General features: G+C 62.7%; 9 protein-coding genes and 1 pseudogene. 3 read left to right on the plus strand and 7 right to left on the minus strand.

Translation table 11 applies throughout. The features are described 5' to 3' along the window. Nucleotides 1-4: 4 nt before the first annotated feature. Together mfd and AABA34_RS09500 are read right to left on the minus strand one after the other, a co-directional pair. Complete coding sequence (mfd, locus tag AABA34_RS09495) at nt 5-3,499, minus strand: transcription-repair coupling factor (protein ID WP_338302418.1); 3,495 nt, start codon at nt 3,497-3,499, stop codon at nt 5-7. A gap of 62 nt (nt 3,500-3,561) precedes the next feature. Then, nucleotides 3,562-3,840, minus strand: coding sequence for an FAD assembly factor SdhE (locus tag AABA34_RS09500; protein ID WP_338302419.1), 279 nt, complete (start codon nt 3,838-3,840; stop codon nt 3,562-3,564). A 55-nt stretch (nt 3,841-3,895) separates the two neighbouring features. Here AABA34_RS09500 and recG point away from each other — a divergent pair, with 55 nt between their 5' ends. Further along, nucleotides 3,896-5,956 carry an ATP-dependent DNA helicase RecG gene (recG, locus tag AABA34_RS09505; RefSeq protein ID WP_338302420.1) on the plus strand — a complete coding sequence of 687 codons (2,061 nt, stop codon included), beginning with the start codon at nt 3,896-3,898 and terminating at the stop codon, nt 5,954-5,956. 16 nt (nt 5,957-5,972) lie between these two features. Here recG and AABA34_RS09510 read toward each other — a convergent pair whose 3' ends face one another. Next, nucleotides 5,973-6,473, minus strand: coding sequence for an arsenate reductase/protein-tyrosine-phosphatase family protein (locus tag AABA34_RS09510; RefSeq protein WP_034953800.1), 501 nt, complete (start codon nt 6,471-6,473; stop codon nt 5,973-5,975). A gap of 69 nt (nt 6,474-6,542) precedes the next feature. On the opposite strand from AABA34_RS09510, the gene AABA34_RS09515 reads away from it, so the two are divergent. Continuing rightward, on the plus strand, nt 6,543-8,309 hold the full coding sequence (locus AABA34_RS09515) for a DUF885 domain-containing protein (protein WP_338302421.1): 1,767 nt from the start codon (nt 6,543-6,545) through the stop codon (nt 8,307-8,309). Here the strand turns inward: AABA34_RS09515 and AABA34_RS09520 are convergent, their stop codons facing one another. After that, nucleotides 8,310-9,692 (minus strand): ABC1 kinase family protein, encoded by a 1,383-nt coding sequence (locus AABA34_RS09520; RefSeq protein ID WP_338302422.1) that lies wholly within the window; start codon nt 9,690-9,692, stop codon nt 8,310-8,312. Nucleotides 9,693-9,759: 67 nt separating this feature from the next. Next, nucleotides 9,760-10,533, minus strand: coding sequence for an SDR family NAD(P)-dependent oxidoreductase (locus AABA34_RS09525; protein ID WP_338302423.1), 774 nt, complete (start codon nt 10,531-10,533; stop codon nt 9,760-9,762). Between the two features lie 218 nt (nt 10,534-10,751). On the opposite strand from AABA34_RS09525, the pseudogene AABA34_RS09530 reads away from it, so the two are divergent. After that, nucleotides 10,752-11,066 (plus strand): annotated as a pseudogene (locus tag AABA34_RS09530) (DUF3429 domain-containing protein); the annotation flags it as partial. Nucleotides 11,067-11,072: 6 nt separating this feature from the next. Here AABA34_RS09530 and AABA34_RS09535 read toward each other — a convergent pair. Together AABA34_RS09535 and AABA34_RS09540 are read right to left on the minus strand one after the other, a co-directional pair. Beyond that, nucleotides 11,073-12,203: a hypothetical protein gene (locus AABA34_RS09535; protein WP_338302424.1), complete on the minus strand. Its 1,131-nt coding sequence runs from the start codon at nt 12,201-12,203 to the stop codon at nt 11,073-11,075. Between the two features lie 209 nt (nt 12,204-12,412). Next, the gene (locus tag AABA34_RS09540) at nt 12,413-13,927 is read right to left on the minus strand and encodes a tryptophan halogenase family protein (RefSeq protein WP_338302425.1); all 1,515 of its coding nucleotides are present in this window, start codon (nt 13,925-13,927) and stop codon (nt 12,413-12,415) included. Nucleotides 13,928-13,950 lie beyond the last annotated feature (23 nt).

Below are 13,950 nucleotides of genomic sequence, written 5' to 3' on the forward strand. Positions count from 1 at the left end.
GCCGTTACGCCGCCTTCTTGCGGGCTTTGCGCACAATCCCGCTTAGTCCTTTGGTCAGCTGGAACAGGCCATTCAGGCGGCTATCGGGATCGCCCCATGCACGGTTGATCACCAGCTTCATGTCGGGCCGCAGCTTGGCGGTTTCGGGGCGGCTCTGATTGAGCCGGTCGACATAGGCGACGAGGCCCGGCCCGTCGGGGAAATCGTCCTTGTAGAAGCTCACCAGCGTTCCGCGCGCGCCGACATCGATCTTGGCGATATTGGCGGTGATCGCCTGATGCTTGATTTCGATCAGCCTGACGAGGTTCCTGGTCGGGGCGGGCAGGTCGCCGAAACGGTCGATCATTTCGGCAGCGAGGCTCTCGATCTCGGCCTTGTCGCGCGCCTGGTTGAGACGGCGGTAAAGCGCCATGCGCACCGCTAGATCGGGGACGTAATCTTCCGGGATCATGATTGGCGCATCGACGGTGATCTGGGGGCTGAAGGCATCCTGTGCCTTCTCCAGACCCATTTCGCCCGCCTTTGCCGCAAGGATCGCGTCCTCAAGCATCGACTGGTACAGCTCGAACCCGACTTCGCGGATGTGGCCCGACTGCTCGTCACCCAGCAGATTGCCCGCACCGCGAATGTCGAGATCGTGGCTCGCCAGCTGGAACCCTGCGCCAAGGCTGTCGAGATCGCCCAGCACCTTGAGCCGCTTTTCCGCGACTTCCGACAGCTGCACATCCTTTTCATGCGTCAGGTAAGCATAGGCGCGCAGTTTCGAGCGGCCCACGCGCCCGCGCAGCTGGTAAAGCTGGGCAAGGCCGAAACGGTCGGCGCGGTGGATGATGATGGTGTTGGCGGAGGGAAGGTCGAGCCCGCTTTCGACGATGGTGGTCGATAGCAGCACTTCGTACTTGCCTTCGTAGAACGCGCTCATCCGTTCCTCGATCTCGCCTGCGCCCATCTGGCCGTGGGCGCTGATCGATTTCACTTCCGGCACGTGTTCGCGCAGCCATTCCTCGACGCCGGCCATGTCGGAAATGCGCGGCACCACGATGAAGCTTTGACCGCCGCGATGGTGTTCGCGCAGCAGCGCCTCGCGCATCACCATGTCGTCCCATTCCATCACATAGGTGCGCACCGCGAGGCGATCGACCGGCGGGGTCTGGATGGTGGAAAGCTCGCGCAGGCCGCTCATCGCCATTTGCAGCGTGCGCGGGATCGGCGTGGCGGTGAGCGTCAGCATGTGCACATCGGCGCGCAGCTGCTTCAGCTTTTCCTTGTGGGTGACGCCAAACCGCTGTTCCTCGTCAACGATGACCAGGCCGAGGTTCCTGAACTCGGTTGATTTGGACAGGATCGCGTGAGTGCCGACGACGATGTCGATATCGCCCTTGGCCAGCCCTTCGCGGGTCTCTGTCATTTCCTTGGACGTGACGAGCCGCGACAGCCGCCCGACTTTCAGCGGAAAGCCGGAAAACCGTTCGGCAAAATTCTGGTAATGCTGGCGGGCGAGCAGGGTGGTGGGGGCGACCACGGCGACCTGCTGCCCGTTCATCGCCGCGACAAAGGCAGCGCGCAGTGCCACCTCGGTCTTGCCGAAGCCGACATCGCCGCACACCAGCCGGTCCATCGGCCTGCCGCTTTCCAGATCGCGCAGCACATCGGTGATGGCCGCGTCCTGATCCTCGGTTTCTTCCCATGGGAAGCGATCGACGAATTGGTTGAAGCTGGCTTCGTCCGCCGCCAGCACGGGCGCTTTCCTAAGAGCGCGCTGGGCCGCGATCTTCATCAGTTCGCCAGCGATGGCGGTGATGCGTTCCTTCAATCGGGCGCGGCGTTTCTGCCATGCCTCGCCGCCAAGCCGATCGAGCGGAACCGCGTCTTCGGACGATCCGTAGCGCGAGAGCACGTCGATGTTCTCGACCGGGATGAACAGCTTGTCCCCGCCCGCATATTCCAGCGCGACGCAATCGTGCTGGCTTTTGCCCACGGCGATGGGTTCAAGGCCGAGATACTTGCCGATCCCGTGTTCGACATGGACGACCAGATCGCCACGCGAAAGCGCCTGAAGTTCGGCGAGGAAGGCGTCGGAATCCTTGCGCTTTTTCTTGCGCCGCACGAGCCTGTCGCCGAGCACGTCCTGTTCGGTCAGCAGTTCAATCGTGTCGCTGGAAAAGCCGGTGTCGAGCGGCAGCACCATCGCCGCGGTTTTGCCTTTGGCGGCCAGGCCGAGCGCTTCCTGCCAGCTGTCCGCCAGAACGGTGGGCGCGCCCGCTTCCTCGAGGATTGACGCGATGCGCGCGCGGCTGCCGGTGGAATAGGCCGCGAACAAGGCCTTGCGTCCGGCCTTGGCTACGCCGGCGAAATGCTTTGCCGCCGCTTCGTAGATGTTGTCGCCACGGGCACGTTCCGGAGCGAAGTCACGCGCGCCCTTGAACCCGAAATCCAGCGTCGCCTCGCCTTCGGGAGAGGCGAACAGGCTGGCACGGTGGGCCGTGGCCGTCGCAAGGCCGGACTGGAATTCGCTTTCAGCCAGATACAGCGCATCCTTCGCCAGCGGGCGATAGCTGCCGGTGCGCTCGCTCGCCACGCGGCCGCGCTGTTCGTGATAGTCGGAAATGTCGGACAGGCGTTCTTCCGCAGCGCCAAGCGCCGCCTGGTCGATCACGACCACATCATCCTTGCCCAGATGATCGAACAGAGTCGCCAGCTTGTCTTCGAACAGGGGGAGCCAGTGCTCCATTCCCGCCAGTCGTCGTCCGTCGCTGACCGCCTCATAGAGCGGATCCTGCGTCGCCGCCGCACCGAACATCTCGCGATAGCGCGAACGGAAGCGCTTGATGCTGTCTTCGTCGATCAACACCTCCGACGCAGGGAGCAGCAGATGCGCGTCGAGCCGCCCGGTGCTGCGCTGGGTCGAGGGATCGAACAGGCGCAGGCTTTCCAGCTCGTCACCAAAGAAATCGAGCCGCAGGCCTTCTTCCAGAGACGACGGGAAGATGTCGACAATTGACCCGCGCACCGCGAATTCGCCGTGATCGATCACTGTATCGGTACGGGTGTAACCCTGACGCGTCAGCAGCGCGGCGAGGCTGTCATGCCCGATGGTTGTGCCGGGCTTGAACTCGCGCACGCTTTCCCGGATGCGGAACGGCGTCAGCACCCGTTGCAGCGCGGCGTTGACCGTCGTGACCAGCAATTGCGAGGACGAGGACGGACGCTGGAGCCGGAACAATGCCGAAAGCCGCGCCGCGCTGATCGAAAGGGCGGGGCTGGCACGGTCGTAGGGCAGGCAGTCCCACGCGGGGAATTCGAGCACTTCGACTTCGGGTGCAAAGAACCGTGCGGCCTCGGCCACGCTGCGCATCGCGGCATCATCGGGCGCGATGAAGACGGCTCGCTGTTTTGCCGCGCGCGCCAGATCGGCCATGACCAGCGGCTGCGCGCCGCGTGCGAGCGACGACAGGGTCAACGGCGCGTCGGCGCGCAATATGCGGTTCAAATCGGGCATGGTCAGGTCAAAAGGTCGCAGGCGCGCAGAGAGTTCCCGCGCTTTCAGAAAAGAACCGCGCCCTAGCTTGGAATATCGACGTAATCCAGCTTCTGCATCTTCTGGATCAGTTCGCCCTGAAACCGCTCCGGCACAGGTTGCGTCTGGAGCCCCCATGCCATCACGTCGACGTCATCTTCGGCCAGCAGGTCTTCGAACCAGTCCATTTCGGCTTCGCCCCATTCGGCGTGGTAGCGATCGAAGAAACCGCCGATCATGTAGTCGGCTTCGCGGGTGCCCCGATGCCATGCACGGAATTTGGCGCGGGCGAGACGGGTTTCGAAAGTGGGCATATCCGACATGGGCGGACAGGTAAGACACTCGCGCCAGCCGTGCAACCGGGTATAGAATGCGATAATGCGTCCCGAGGTGCTCAATCCGATCTTTGCCGAAAGCCAGACGCTCGACGGTGTCGGGCCGAAGCTGGCGAAGCCGCTTGAGAAGCTCGGCCTTACGCGGGTCAAGGATGTCGCATACCATTTGCCTGAACGCTTCGTTACCCGGCGTGCCATCGCCAATCTCGACGAAGGGGCGGAGGGTGAACAGGTTATTATCGCGCTGACCCCGACAGAGCATCGCGCATCGCGCAACCAGCGCGGGCCGTACCGGGTGCTGGCGCAGGACGATATCGGCAATATCTGCGCGCTGACCTATTTCGGGCGGGCGTCCTACACCGCGAAAAAGACCTTGCCCGTGGGTGAGAAACGCTGGGTTGCCGGGCGGCTTGATCGCTATGGCGACATGCTCCAGATCGTCCATCCCGATCATGTCGAAGACAACAGCGCCGCCCATATGGGGCGGCTGGTGGAGCCGGTCTATGCCCTCTCCGAAGGGCTGACCCAACCCAAGGTAGCAGGGCTGGTCGCGCAATCGCTCGATCGCCTGCCCGACCTGCCCGAATGGATCGAACCCGGCCAGTTCGAGCGAGAGGGTTGGCCCGCATGGCGCGACGCGATCAAGTTGGCGCACCAATCCGCCAATGAAAAGGCGCGCGACCGGTTGGCCTATGACGAATTGCTCGCGAACAGCCTCGCGCTGCTGCTGGTCAAGGCGGAGGGGCGCAGGCGCAAGGGGCAGGCGCTGATTGGTGACCGATCGCTGCGCGACCGTCTGCAATTGCCGTTCGAGATGACGGGAGCGCAAAAGCGGTCTGTCGCGGAAATCGAAGGCGACATGCAGCAGGAAGCGCCAATGCTGCGGCTGCTGCAGGGCGATGTCGGCGCGGGCAAGACCGTGGTGGCTCTAGAAGCGATGCTGATCGCGGTGGAGGCGGGCAAGCAGGCCGCCTTGCTCGCGCCGACGGAAATCCTCGCGCGCCAGCATTACGAGACGCTGAGCAAGATGGCTGCCCCCACGGGCGCGGAAATCGCTTTGCTGACAGGCCGTGCGAAGGGGCGCGAGCGCGAAGGGCTGCTGATGGGGCTGGTGAATGGCGAGATCGACATACTTGTCGGCACGCATGCCATTTTTCAGGACAGCGTCACCTATCACGATCTCGGACTTGTCGTGATTGACGAACAGCACCGCTTCGGCGTGCAGCAAAGGCTGGCGCTGGCGGGTAAGGGCAGGCGGGCGCCGCACACCTTGGCGATGACGGCAACGCCGATCCCGCGCAGCCTGACGCTGGCGCAATATGGCGAGATGGATGTCAGCCGCCTCGACGAATTGCCGCCGGGCAGGCAGGCGATCGATACGCGGGTCGTCGCGCAGGAACGGCTGGAGGATGTGGTTGCCGGGGTGGAACGGCACCTTGCCACCGGGCAGCAAGCCTATTGGGTGTGCCCGATGGTGCGCGACAGCGAAGTCGCCGATATCGCCGCGGCGGAGGCGCGCTATGCCTCGTTGAAGGAGCGGTTTGGCGATGACGTGGTGCTGGTCCACGGACAGCTGAGGCCCGAGGTGAAGGACGCCAATATGGAACGCTTCGCCAGCGGCGGGGCGAAGCTGCTGATCGCGACCACGGTGATCGAAGTCGGGGTCGATGTTCCATCCGCGACGCTGATGGTGATCGAACAGGCCGAACGGTTCGGCCTTGCGCAATTGCACCAGTTGCGCGGGCGTGTGGGGCGGGGCAGCGAGAAATCGGTCTGCCTGTTGTTGCGTGGCGGCGAGCTATCCGAAACCGGCAAGAAGCGGCTGGCGCTGATGCGCGAAACGCAGGACGGGTTCCGCATCGCCGAAGAAGACCTCGAACTGCGCGGCGGCGGCGAATTGCTCGGTACGCGGCAATCGGGGGAGGCAGCGTTTCGCATTGCCAATCTGGATCAGGTGCAGAAATTGCTGCCCGCAGCCCATGCCGACGCGCGCCTGCTGATCGAGCGCGATGGTGGTTTGACCTCTCCACGCGGCGAGGCGGCGCGTATCCTGCTGTATCTGTTCGAACGCGATTGGGGTGTGCAATTGCTGCGCGGTGGATAGGTTGTCGCGGCTTCTGTCAGAAGCGGGCGTTCACACCATCGCGGGCCAGCGTGCGGGCCAGGGCATGACAGGCTTCGTCAATCGTTTTCCAGCACCGCTCGAATTCTTCGGTGTCGCCATAGTATGGATCAGGCACCGACTCTCCCTCGCGCCCTTCGACAGAATCAAGCAGCAAGGCAATGCGGGCCGTCCCGTGTCGCGGAGCGCGCGCCTTGATCCCGGCCATGTTCGCGGTATCAAGGGCGAAGATATGCGTGAAATCGAGGAAGTCCATTTCAGTCAGCTGGCGCCCGATCACTCCACCGATGTCGATGCCATGGGCGCGGGCGACAGCGATCGCCCGCGGATCGGGTGCCTGTCCGATATGGTAATTGGCAGTCCCGACGGAATCGACGCTGACTTCCAGGCCGATTTTGGCAGCGGCCGATTTCAGCGCGCCTTCGGCCATGGGCGAACGGCAAATATTGCCGAGGCAGACAAAGAGGACGGCTGGTTTGTTTGTCGACGCCTGCAACATGTTTGCGTAATACCGCAAGAATTGTGTTCTAGGCAAGCTGTAACATACTGAATTTGGAGTAAATGTCGGATGCGTACCATTCTTTGTAGCCTCGCCTTGGTGGCCCTTCCCGCATTTCCGGCATTGGCCGGCCCGGTTGAGGATTACGAGGCGCTGCGTGAGGAGGTCTGGGAGGCGGCGCTCGACAGTTCTCCGATGTTGGCGACCAGCGTCGGCGATCGGCGGGGTGACGGGAAGCTGGGCGATCTGTCGCTCGCCGCATATGATCGCGAAATCGCCGAAGCGCGGGCTTTCCTCGCCCGTCTTAATGGCATTGATGCCGAACAACTGCCGGTCGATCTCCAGATTGATTACGCGGTGCTCAAAAGCAGCTTCGAAGACCAGATCGAAGCCAGCGCCTTCGACCATTCGCGCTACATCCTTTTCACCAATCGCGGCGGCTGGTTCTACGGCTTTGATTCCATGCCGTATCGCTCGCCCTTGTTCACGCAGGCCGATTACGAAAGCTACGTCGGGAGGCTCGAAGGGTTCGAGGCCTACAATGCCGATGGCATCGCCCGCAGCCGCGAAGCGGTGGCGCGCGGGCTGACGCAGCCGTGCGAGCCGATGCAGGGCTTCGACAACGGCATTCGTCAGCGCGTGGTCGAGGATTACACGAAATCGCCGCTCTGGCGCCCCTTCGCCGGGGAGCGGCCCGCATCAGTGAGTGAAGAAGACTGGACTTCGCTGAAAGCCCGCGCCGAAACCGCGATCAGCGGCGGGGTGTTGTCGGGGTACAAGGCGTTCCTCGATTTCTACACGCAGGAATACGCGCCCAATTGCCGCAGCGGCACTCCGGGCGTGATGGCGACGCCGGGCGGGGCCGAATATTACGCCCACCGGGTCAAGAGCTTCACCACCACCGACATGACGCCGGACGAAGTGCACAATCTCGGCCTGTCCGAAGTCGCGCGCATCCGGGCAGAAATGGAAACGGTCGCGGCAGAGGCCGGGTTCGACACGCGAGAGGCCTTCATCGAGCACCTGCGCACCGATCCACAATATTACATGACCAACGAGGACGAGTACCTGCGTTATACGCAGGCGCTGGCAAAGCATATCGACGGGTTCCTGCCGCAGCTGTTCGGTCGCTTGCCGCGTCAGCCCTACACCGTACTACCGATGCCTGCCGCCGTCGCGCCGGGCAACACCACTGCCTATTACGAGCCGGGTTCGCTCGAAAACGGGCAGGCGGGGATTTACCGGCTCAACATGACCGAACTGGACCAGCGGCCTCTGTGGGAGCTTCCCGCGCTGGGCGTGCACGAAGCGGCGCCCGGCCACCATCTCCAGATCGCTCTGCAACAAGAACTCGACATTCACCCGCTGCGCGCCAACGGCACCTTCTTCACCGCCTTTGTCGAAGGCTGGGGCCTCTATTCGGAGCGGCTCGGGATCGAGATGGGTCTATATGACACCCCGGCCAAGCAGATGGGGCGGCTCAGCTATGAAATGTGGCGCGCGACCCGACTGGTGGTCGACACCGGGCTGCATTCAAAGGGCTGGAGCAAGCAGCAGGCGGTCGATTTCATGACCGAGAACACCGCGCTGTCGGCGGCCAATATCGATGCGGAGGTCAATCGTTACATGACCTGGCCGGGTCAGGCGCTGGCTTACAAGGTGGGCGAATTGAAGATCCGCGAACTGCGTACCCGCGCAGAGGAAGCGTTGGGCGCGAATTTCTCGCTGCGCGATTTCCACGATACCGTGCTGGAAAACGGCGCCATTCCACTGTCCGTGCTTGAAGAGCACGTCGATCGCTGGATCGCGGCGCAACTGGCCGAACAGGGCGAGTGATCAGGCAGCCTTGGCGGGGAGGGGCTTGGTCGATGCCAGCACCTCCTCCGTCAGGCGGCGGATATTGACCTTGGCCTTGAGCCGCGCGCCGAGCAGCGCGGTGCCCGATACCTTGCGCTGGACGAACAGCGTTTCGATCGGCGGGAAGGCCCAGGTGTCCTTGTCCTTGGCGATTTCCATGCCTTCTTCGCGCAGCAGCGGGACAAAGGCGCGGTCGCCAAAGTCGAAGGGTTTGTCCTCGCGCATTTCGTTGATGACGATGTCGATCATGCGGTTCACCCGCTCCGGGTGCTTTTCCGCGACAATCGGCATCATGAAGCCGGATTCGATGGTCGCCGCCAGCACTTCGTCGCGATTGCCGTTGAGGCCCGCTCGCAACATCTTGCGATAGCCGTTCGACACATCGGGATCGACATCGCGGCAGGCACCGAAGTCGAGCAGCACGATTTCCCCGGTCGAAGGGCGGAAGCGGAAATTGGCGAAGTTGGGATCGGTCTGCATCACCCCGAAATCGAACAATTCGCGCGCCACCAGTCGCATCAGCCGCTCCATCGTCGCATTTCGGCGCTCGGGGCTCTCGTTCTCAAGCTCTTCGATGCTCACGCCTTCCTCGAAACTCATGGCGAGGATCGAGCCGCGCGTCAGGCCAGCGTGCAGGCGCGGGACGACGAAGCCTTCCACGCCCTCCAGCCGCTGCCGGTACATCTCCATCTGCGCGCCTTCGCGCTGGTAATCGGCTTCTTCGTGAAGCTGCTGCTTGGCCGCAGCGAGCAATTTCTCGATCTCCAGTTCCGGCGGAGCGAAACCGGCGACTTTCAGCAGCGTCATCACATTGTCGACATCGCTGTCGATGCTCTTGGCAACGCCGGGATACTGCACCTTGATCGCCAGCAATTCGCCGTCGCGGGTCAGCGCCTTGTGCACTTGCCCGATGCTGGCGGCGGCGATGGGGCGGGGGTTGAACCAGCGGAACTGCTTGCGCCAGTCCGGCCCCCATTCGCTTTTCAGCACCTGATCCAGTTGCCGCGTCGGCATGAAATTCGCCTGATCGCGCAGGGTGGCGAGGATTTTCGACAATTCGGGTGGCAGGAAATCGCCTGCATCCAAGCTGATCATCTGCCCCATCTTCATCGCCGCGCCGCGCAGGTGCGACAGGCGGTCGGTCAGCCGCTGGACATTGCCCGGCGTCAGGATCAGGTCGCGAGCTGAAATCCTCTCACCACTGGAAAGCCGCCGCGCGCCTTCTGCCGCCATGCCGCCAGCAACCCCGCCGACCAGCCGCCCGAAAGTGCCGATCCGCGCCAGCCGCCCCGACGGCACGGCTTTTTCGCGTGATCGGTCCGCGGGCTTGTCGTCGAAATCGGGAATGTCGTCTTCGGCCAAGATGAGAGGTCCGTTTGCAAGGGAGGTATGGGGACAACGGGCATATGGGGCCGCCGTTCCGCCAAATCTAGCTGATCGAAAGCCCCCCATCGACCGGCAGGCATTGCCCGGTGATGTAATCCGAATGCGGGGAGGCAAAGAACACTGCCAGCCCTTCCAGCCCGCCGTGATCGCCGGGGCGGCGCAACGGAATGCGCTGCGACATCCATTCGGCAAAGCGCGGGTTGGCTTTCGCCGTGATGTCGGTTTCGTAATAGCCGAAAAGCAGCGCGTTGGCGGTGATGCCATAGCGCGCCAGTTCGAAGGCCGCGCCGCGGGTCAGGCCGTTCACCGCCGCCTTGGACGCGGCATAGTCGGAGCTTTTGTTGACCCCCATGATCGACTGACCAGAGGATGTGACGATCAACTTGCCGCCCGCATCGCCGTTTTCGGCGCGTTCGATCATGTGGCGGGAGACGTGCTTGTAGACGAGCGCCGGACCGCGCGTGTTGACTGCAAAGGTCGCGTCCCATCCTTCGGCGGTGATGTCGGGAATGCGCGTTCCAGCGCCCGAAATTCCGGCATTGGCGAAAGCGATGTCCACGCGGCCGAACACGTCGAGCGTGACACGCATTGCCTCTTCGATATCCGATTCCCGAGCGACATCGCAGAGTTGGGTGAGAACGCGACCGCCGCCGATTTCGCTAAGCTCTTCGAATGCGGCGTTGTTCTTGGCCTCGTTGCGCGCCCAGATCGCGACATTCGCGCCCGCTTTCACAAGCCCGCGCGCCATGCCAAGTCCAAGGCCGCCATTGCCGCCGGTGATGACCGCGACGCGGCCGGAAAGATCGAACAGGTTCATGGCCACGGGTTGGCGCAAATTGTCCCGGCTCGCAAGCTTGGCGGGAACTTGCCCGATTCCCGCAGGTTTGTGCCTGCATGGACGGACAAAACAGCCTTACTCCCGCTTCGCGCTGGCTCGGCTATGCCGGGCTGCTGCCCCAGATCATCTGCGTTGCACTGGCCGCTATGGGTCATGACTACGCCTAGACCGCTCTTGCCGGAGGGTTCGCCTATGCGGCTGCGATTTTCAGCTTCCTTGGCGGTGTGTGGTGGGGACAGGCCATCGCCACGGGCAGGGGCGGGGCGGGGGCCTATCTGATTGCCGTCATGCCCAGCCTGCTGGCGGTTGCGTTGTTCCTGCCGTGGACGTTCGGGTGGGAATGGCCCGGCCCGGCGCTGATGTATCTGGGCGCGCTGATAATTGCCTCCCCGTTGGTGGACCGCGCGCTGGGATACGCCGCGAAGGACTTCTTCAGCCTGCGCGTGCAGCTTTCCACCGGCCTCGGCTTGCTGACAATCGCGCTGGGCGTGATTGCCGACGCGATTGTCTGACTCTGCCTATTTCTCGACCTTGAAAACGTAGACCGGGCCGAGGTCGACTTCCTGGACGGTTCCGCCGAAATAAAGCTCAAGCTCGGCACCGCCTGCGCCGTAACCGCGCGGAGCCTTCGTCTCGATCTTGATCAGCTGCCATTGCGGGCCGATGCGGAACCGGTTTGAGGCAAAGCTTTCAAACGGCGGCGAAGTCCCTTGAATGCGCGATGCGGCAACGGCGCGCCCGTCCTCGGTCGACGCGCTGATGGTGCGCGCGGCAATCGCGATCACCAGATCGTCGCCTTCGTTGATGGTGCGATTGATCGGCACGGTCGCGGCCAGATCGGTGAGGTTCGATGCCGGATCATCCACGGTAAAGCGGGTGGCGCGCATCATCCAGATTTCGCGCTCCTCGCGGCTTTCGTGCCTGCCGGTGGAGCCGCCGAACTTCCAGAAATTCTGGCCCGGGTCATTGATCAGCGTGCCTGTCCCTTCGAGCCCTTCGGGCATTTCGAGGTCGGGGATTTGGAAGCTGGCCGCCGCCACGGTTACCGGCCCGGTCTCGGCGATCTTGGCGGCGCCGCTGACGACGATGGCCTGACCGATTTCGATGATTTGGCGCGAGCGTCCGAATTGTAGGGCGATGATCCCGTCGTCCGAACGCAATTTCTGTTCGGCGGTGGCGGTTACTTCGTACCACTGCCAGTCCTTGCCGATGGTGAGCGTCTGTTCGCCAAAGCCGGGATAGGGTTCGACATTGCGCTGAAACCGCACGCGCACAACGCCGTAGCCGTCGGGCTCGTCGCTTTCGATTGTGCGCGCGTAGAATCCGACGGTCACCGTTTCGCCGCGATCGACCGATTCGGTCAGCGGGATGTTGGTACCCGCTGTATAGATGAATTCCGCCGCACGTTTGACCTCGAACCGGCGGGCCGCCCCGCCGCCGGGGATCGATTCATCGACGATCGAGGACGCTTCGAGATCGGCACCGTAGCTTTGCCAGTCGATACGGGAGGGATCGTTGACGAGATCACCGGGCAATTGCGCATCAAGCGCTTCGAGCGCGGCGCGGTTTTGTGCGCCCAGCGGTGCAAGAGCGATGGCCGAAGTGCCCAGCAGCACGGCTGCGGCCAGAGTTGCGACTTGTGTCTTCATCGTAATCCTCCCCAGGTTCCGATCTGTTTATTGAGTCCATGCCTTTTGACAGGCTGTGTTGTACATTTATGAGAACGCTATCAAGATTTGCGGTCGAAAACCTGATGCGTAAATTCCCGCCTATTGCACGGTCATGAATGAAGCGGGTGAAGCGGGGCTTCGGGCTTTCTCAAAACCTTTCAGCCCCGCCTGTGTGTCGTTGAGCCCCCTCAGGCGGCCTTTGCCGGGCAATAGCGTGCCAGATAGTCGCCATGCCCCGGCATGTGCTGCACTAGGAAGCGGATTGACTGTTCCATCTCGTCGATTTCGCGGCGCGTGGTGGCGATATCGAGCGAATCCGCCATCGGATTGTGGCCCGTCATCGCGATACCCTGACCCATCAACACCGCAGCCCAGCTGGTCTCGGTGAACAGTTCGTCTTCCTCGCGGAAGATCTGGCCGTTGGCCTTGAATATCTCGACCTTCTCGGTGAGCGTATCGGGCACGTCCATGGTGCGGACATAGTTCCAGAAGTCGCTGTCGTCGCGCGTGGTGGCGTTATAGTGCAGGATCAGGAAATCGCGGATGCGCGCGTACTCACGCGCGGTCAGGCGGTTGAACGTGTCCTGCTGTGCCTGCGTCACCCCGTCGAGCGAGAGGAGCGACAACAGCTTGTCGATCCCGGTGTTGATAAGGTGGATTGAGGTCGATTCGAGCGGCTCCATGAAGCCCGCGGCAAGGCCCAGCGCAACGACGTTCTTGTTCCAGAACTTCTTGCGCCGTCCGGTGGTGAAGCGCAGGAAATTCGGTTCGGCCTGCGGTTTTCCGGCGATATTGCCGAGCAGGATGTCGAGAGCCTCCTGATCTTCCATGTAGCTGCTGCAATAGACGTGGCCGTTGCCGTTGCGGTGTTGCAGCGGCACCTGCCATTGCCATCCGGCGCTGTGCGCGGTGGCGCGGGTAAAGGGTGGGGGTGGACTGCCATCTTCGCGCTTGCAGGGCAGGGCAACCGCCCGATTGCAGGGCAACCAGTGGGTCCAGTCCTCATACCCGGTTTCCAGCGCCTGTTCGATCAACAGCCCCCGGAAACCCGAGCAATCGATAAACAGGTCGCCCGCAATCTCGCTCCCGTCGTCCAGCGTTACTGAAGTGACAAAGCCGGTTTCGCTGTGGAGATTCGCATTGCTGATGCGCCCCTCCTGCCGCACCACGCCGCGAGCTTCGGCGTATTTGCGCAGGTAGGCGGCATAGCGGCCCGCATCGAGGTGATAGGCGTAGTTGACCGGCGGCAGATCGTCGCGCTGCTTCTGATAGTCCTCGCTGCGCATGAACTTGCCGAAATAGGCGGCCATGGTTTCTACGTTGAAGACCTGAATCGGGCGCTTGTCCCCGTCCTTGGCGAATTTGTGCCAGATGTGGTGGAAGGAAAGACCGCCCATCGTGTAGCCATAAGCGCCGAACGGGTGGATGTAGCTGTCGCCGCGCTTCCCCCAGTTTTCGAACTGGATGCCCAGTTTGAACGTGCCGCCCACTTCGGCGAGCATTTCCGCCTCGCTGATTCCGAGCAGATCATTGAAGCCCACGAAAGGCGGAATGGTTGCCTCGCCCACGCCGACAGTGCCGATCTGTTCCGATTCGATCAGCGTAATCCCCAGATCGCGGTTGGTCTTGAGTCGCGACAGGGCCGCTGCTGCCATCCAGCCTGCGGTGCCTCCACCGACGATGATTATTTGTTGAATTGCCATGATTTCCTCTATCCCGCAGGCCG

This window comes from Erythrobacter sp. Dej080120_24, assembly GCF_036322605.1.
GTDB classification, from domain to species: Bacteria; Pseudomonadota; Alphaproteobacteria; order Sphingomonadales; family Sphingomonadaceae; genus Erythrobacter; species Erythrobacter aurantius.

Coding starts and splice junctions, on each gene's coding strand:
- mfd (WP_338302418.1), bottom strand. CDS start 3,499: ATGCCCGATTTGAACCGCATATTGCGCGCCGACGCGCCGTTGACCCTG.
- AABA34_RS09500 (WP_338302419.1), bottom strand. CDS start 3,840: ATGTCGGATATGCCCACTTTCGAAACCCGTCTCGCCCGCGCCAAATTC.
- recG (WP_338302420.1), top strand. CDS start 3,896: ATGCGTCCCGAGGTGCTCAATCCGATCTTTGCCGAAAGCCAGACGCTC.
- AABA34_RS09510 (WP_034953800.1), bottom strand. CDS start 6,473: ATGTTGCAGGCGTCGACAAACAAACCAGCCGTCCTCTTTGTCTGCCTC.
- AABA34_RS09515 (WP_338302421.1), top strand. CDS start 6,543: ATGCGTACCATTCTTTGTAGCCTCGCCTTGGTGGCCCTTCCCGCATTT.
- AABA34_RS09525 (WP_338302423.1), bottom strand. CDS start 10,533: ATGAACCTGTTCGATCTTTCCGGCCGCGTCGCGGTCATCACCGGCGGC.
- AABA34_RS09535 (WP_338302424.1), bottom strand. CDS start 12,203: ATGAAGACACAAGTCGCAACTCTGGCCGCAGCCGTGCTGCTGGGCACT.
- AABA34_RS09540 (WP_338302425.1), bottom strand. CDS start 13,927: ATGGCAATTCAACAAATAATCATCGTCGGTGGAGGCACCGCAGGCTGG.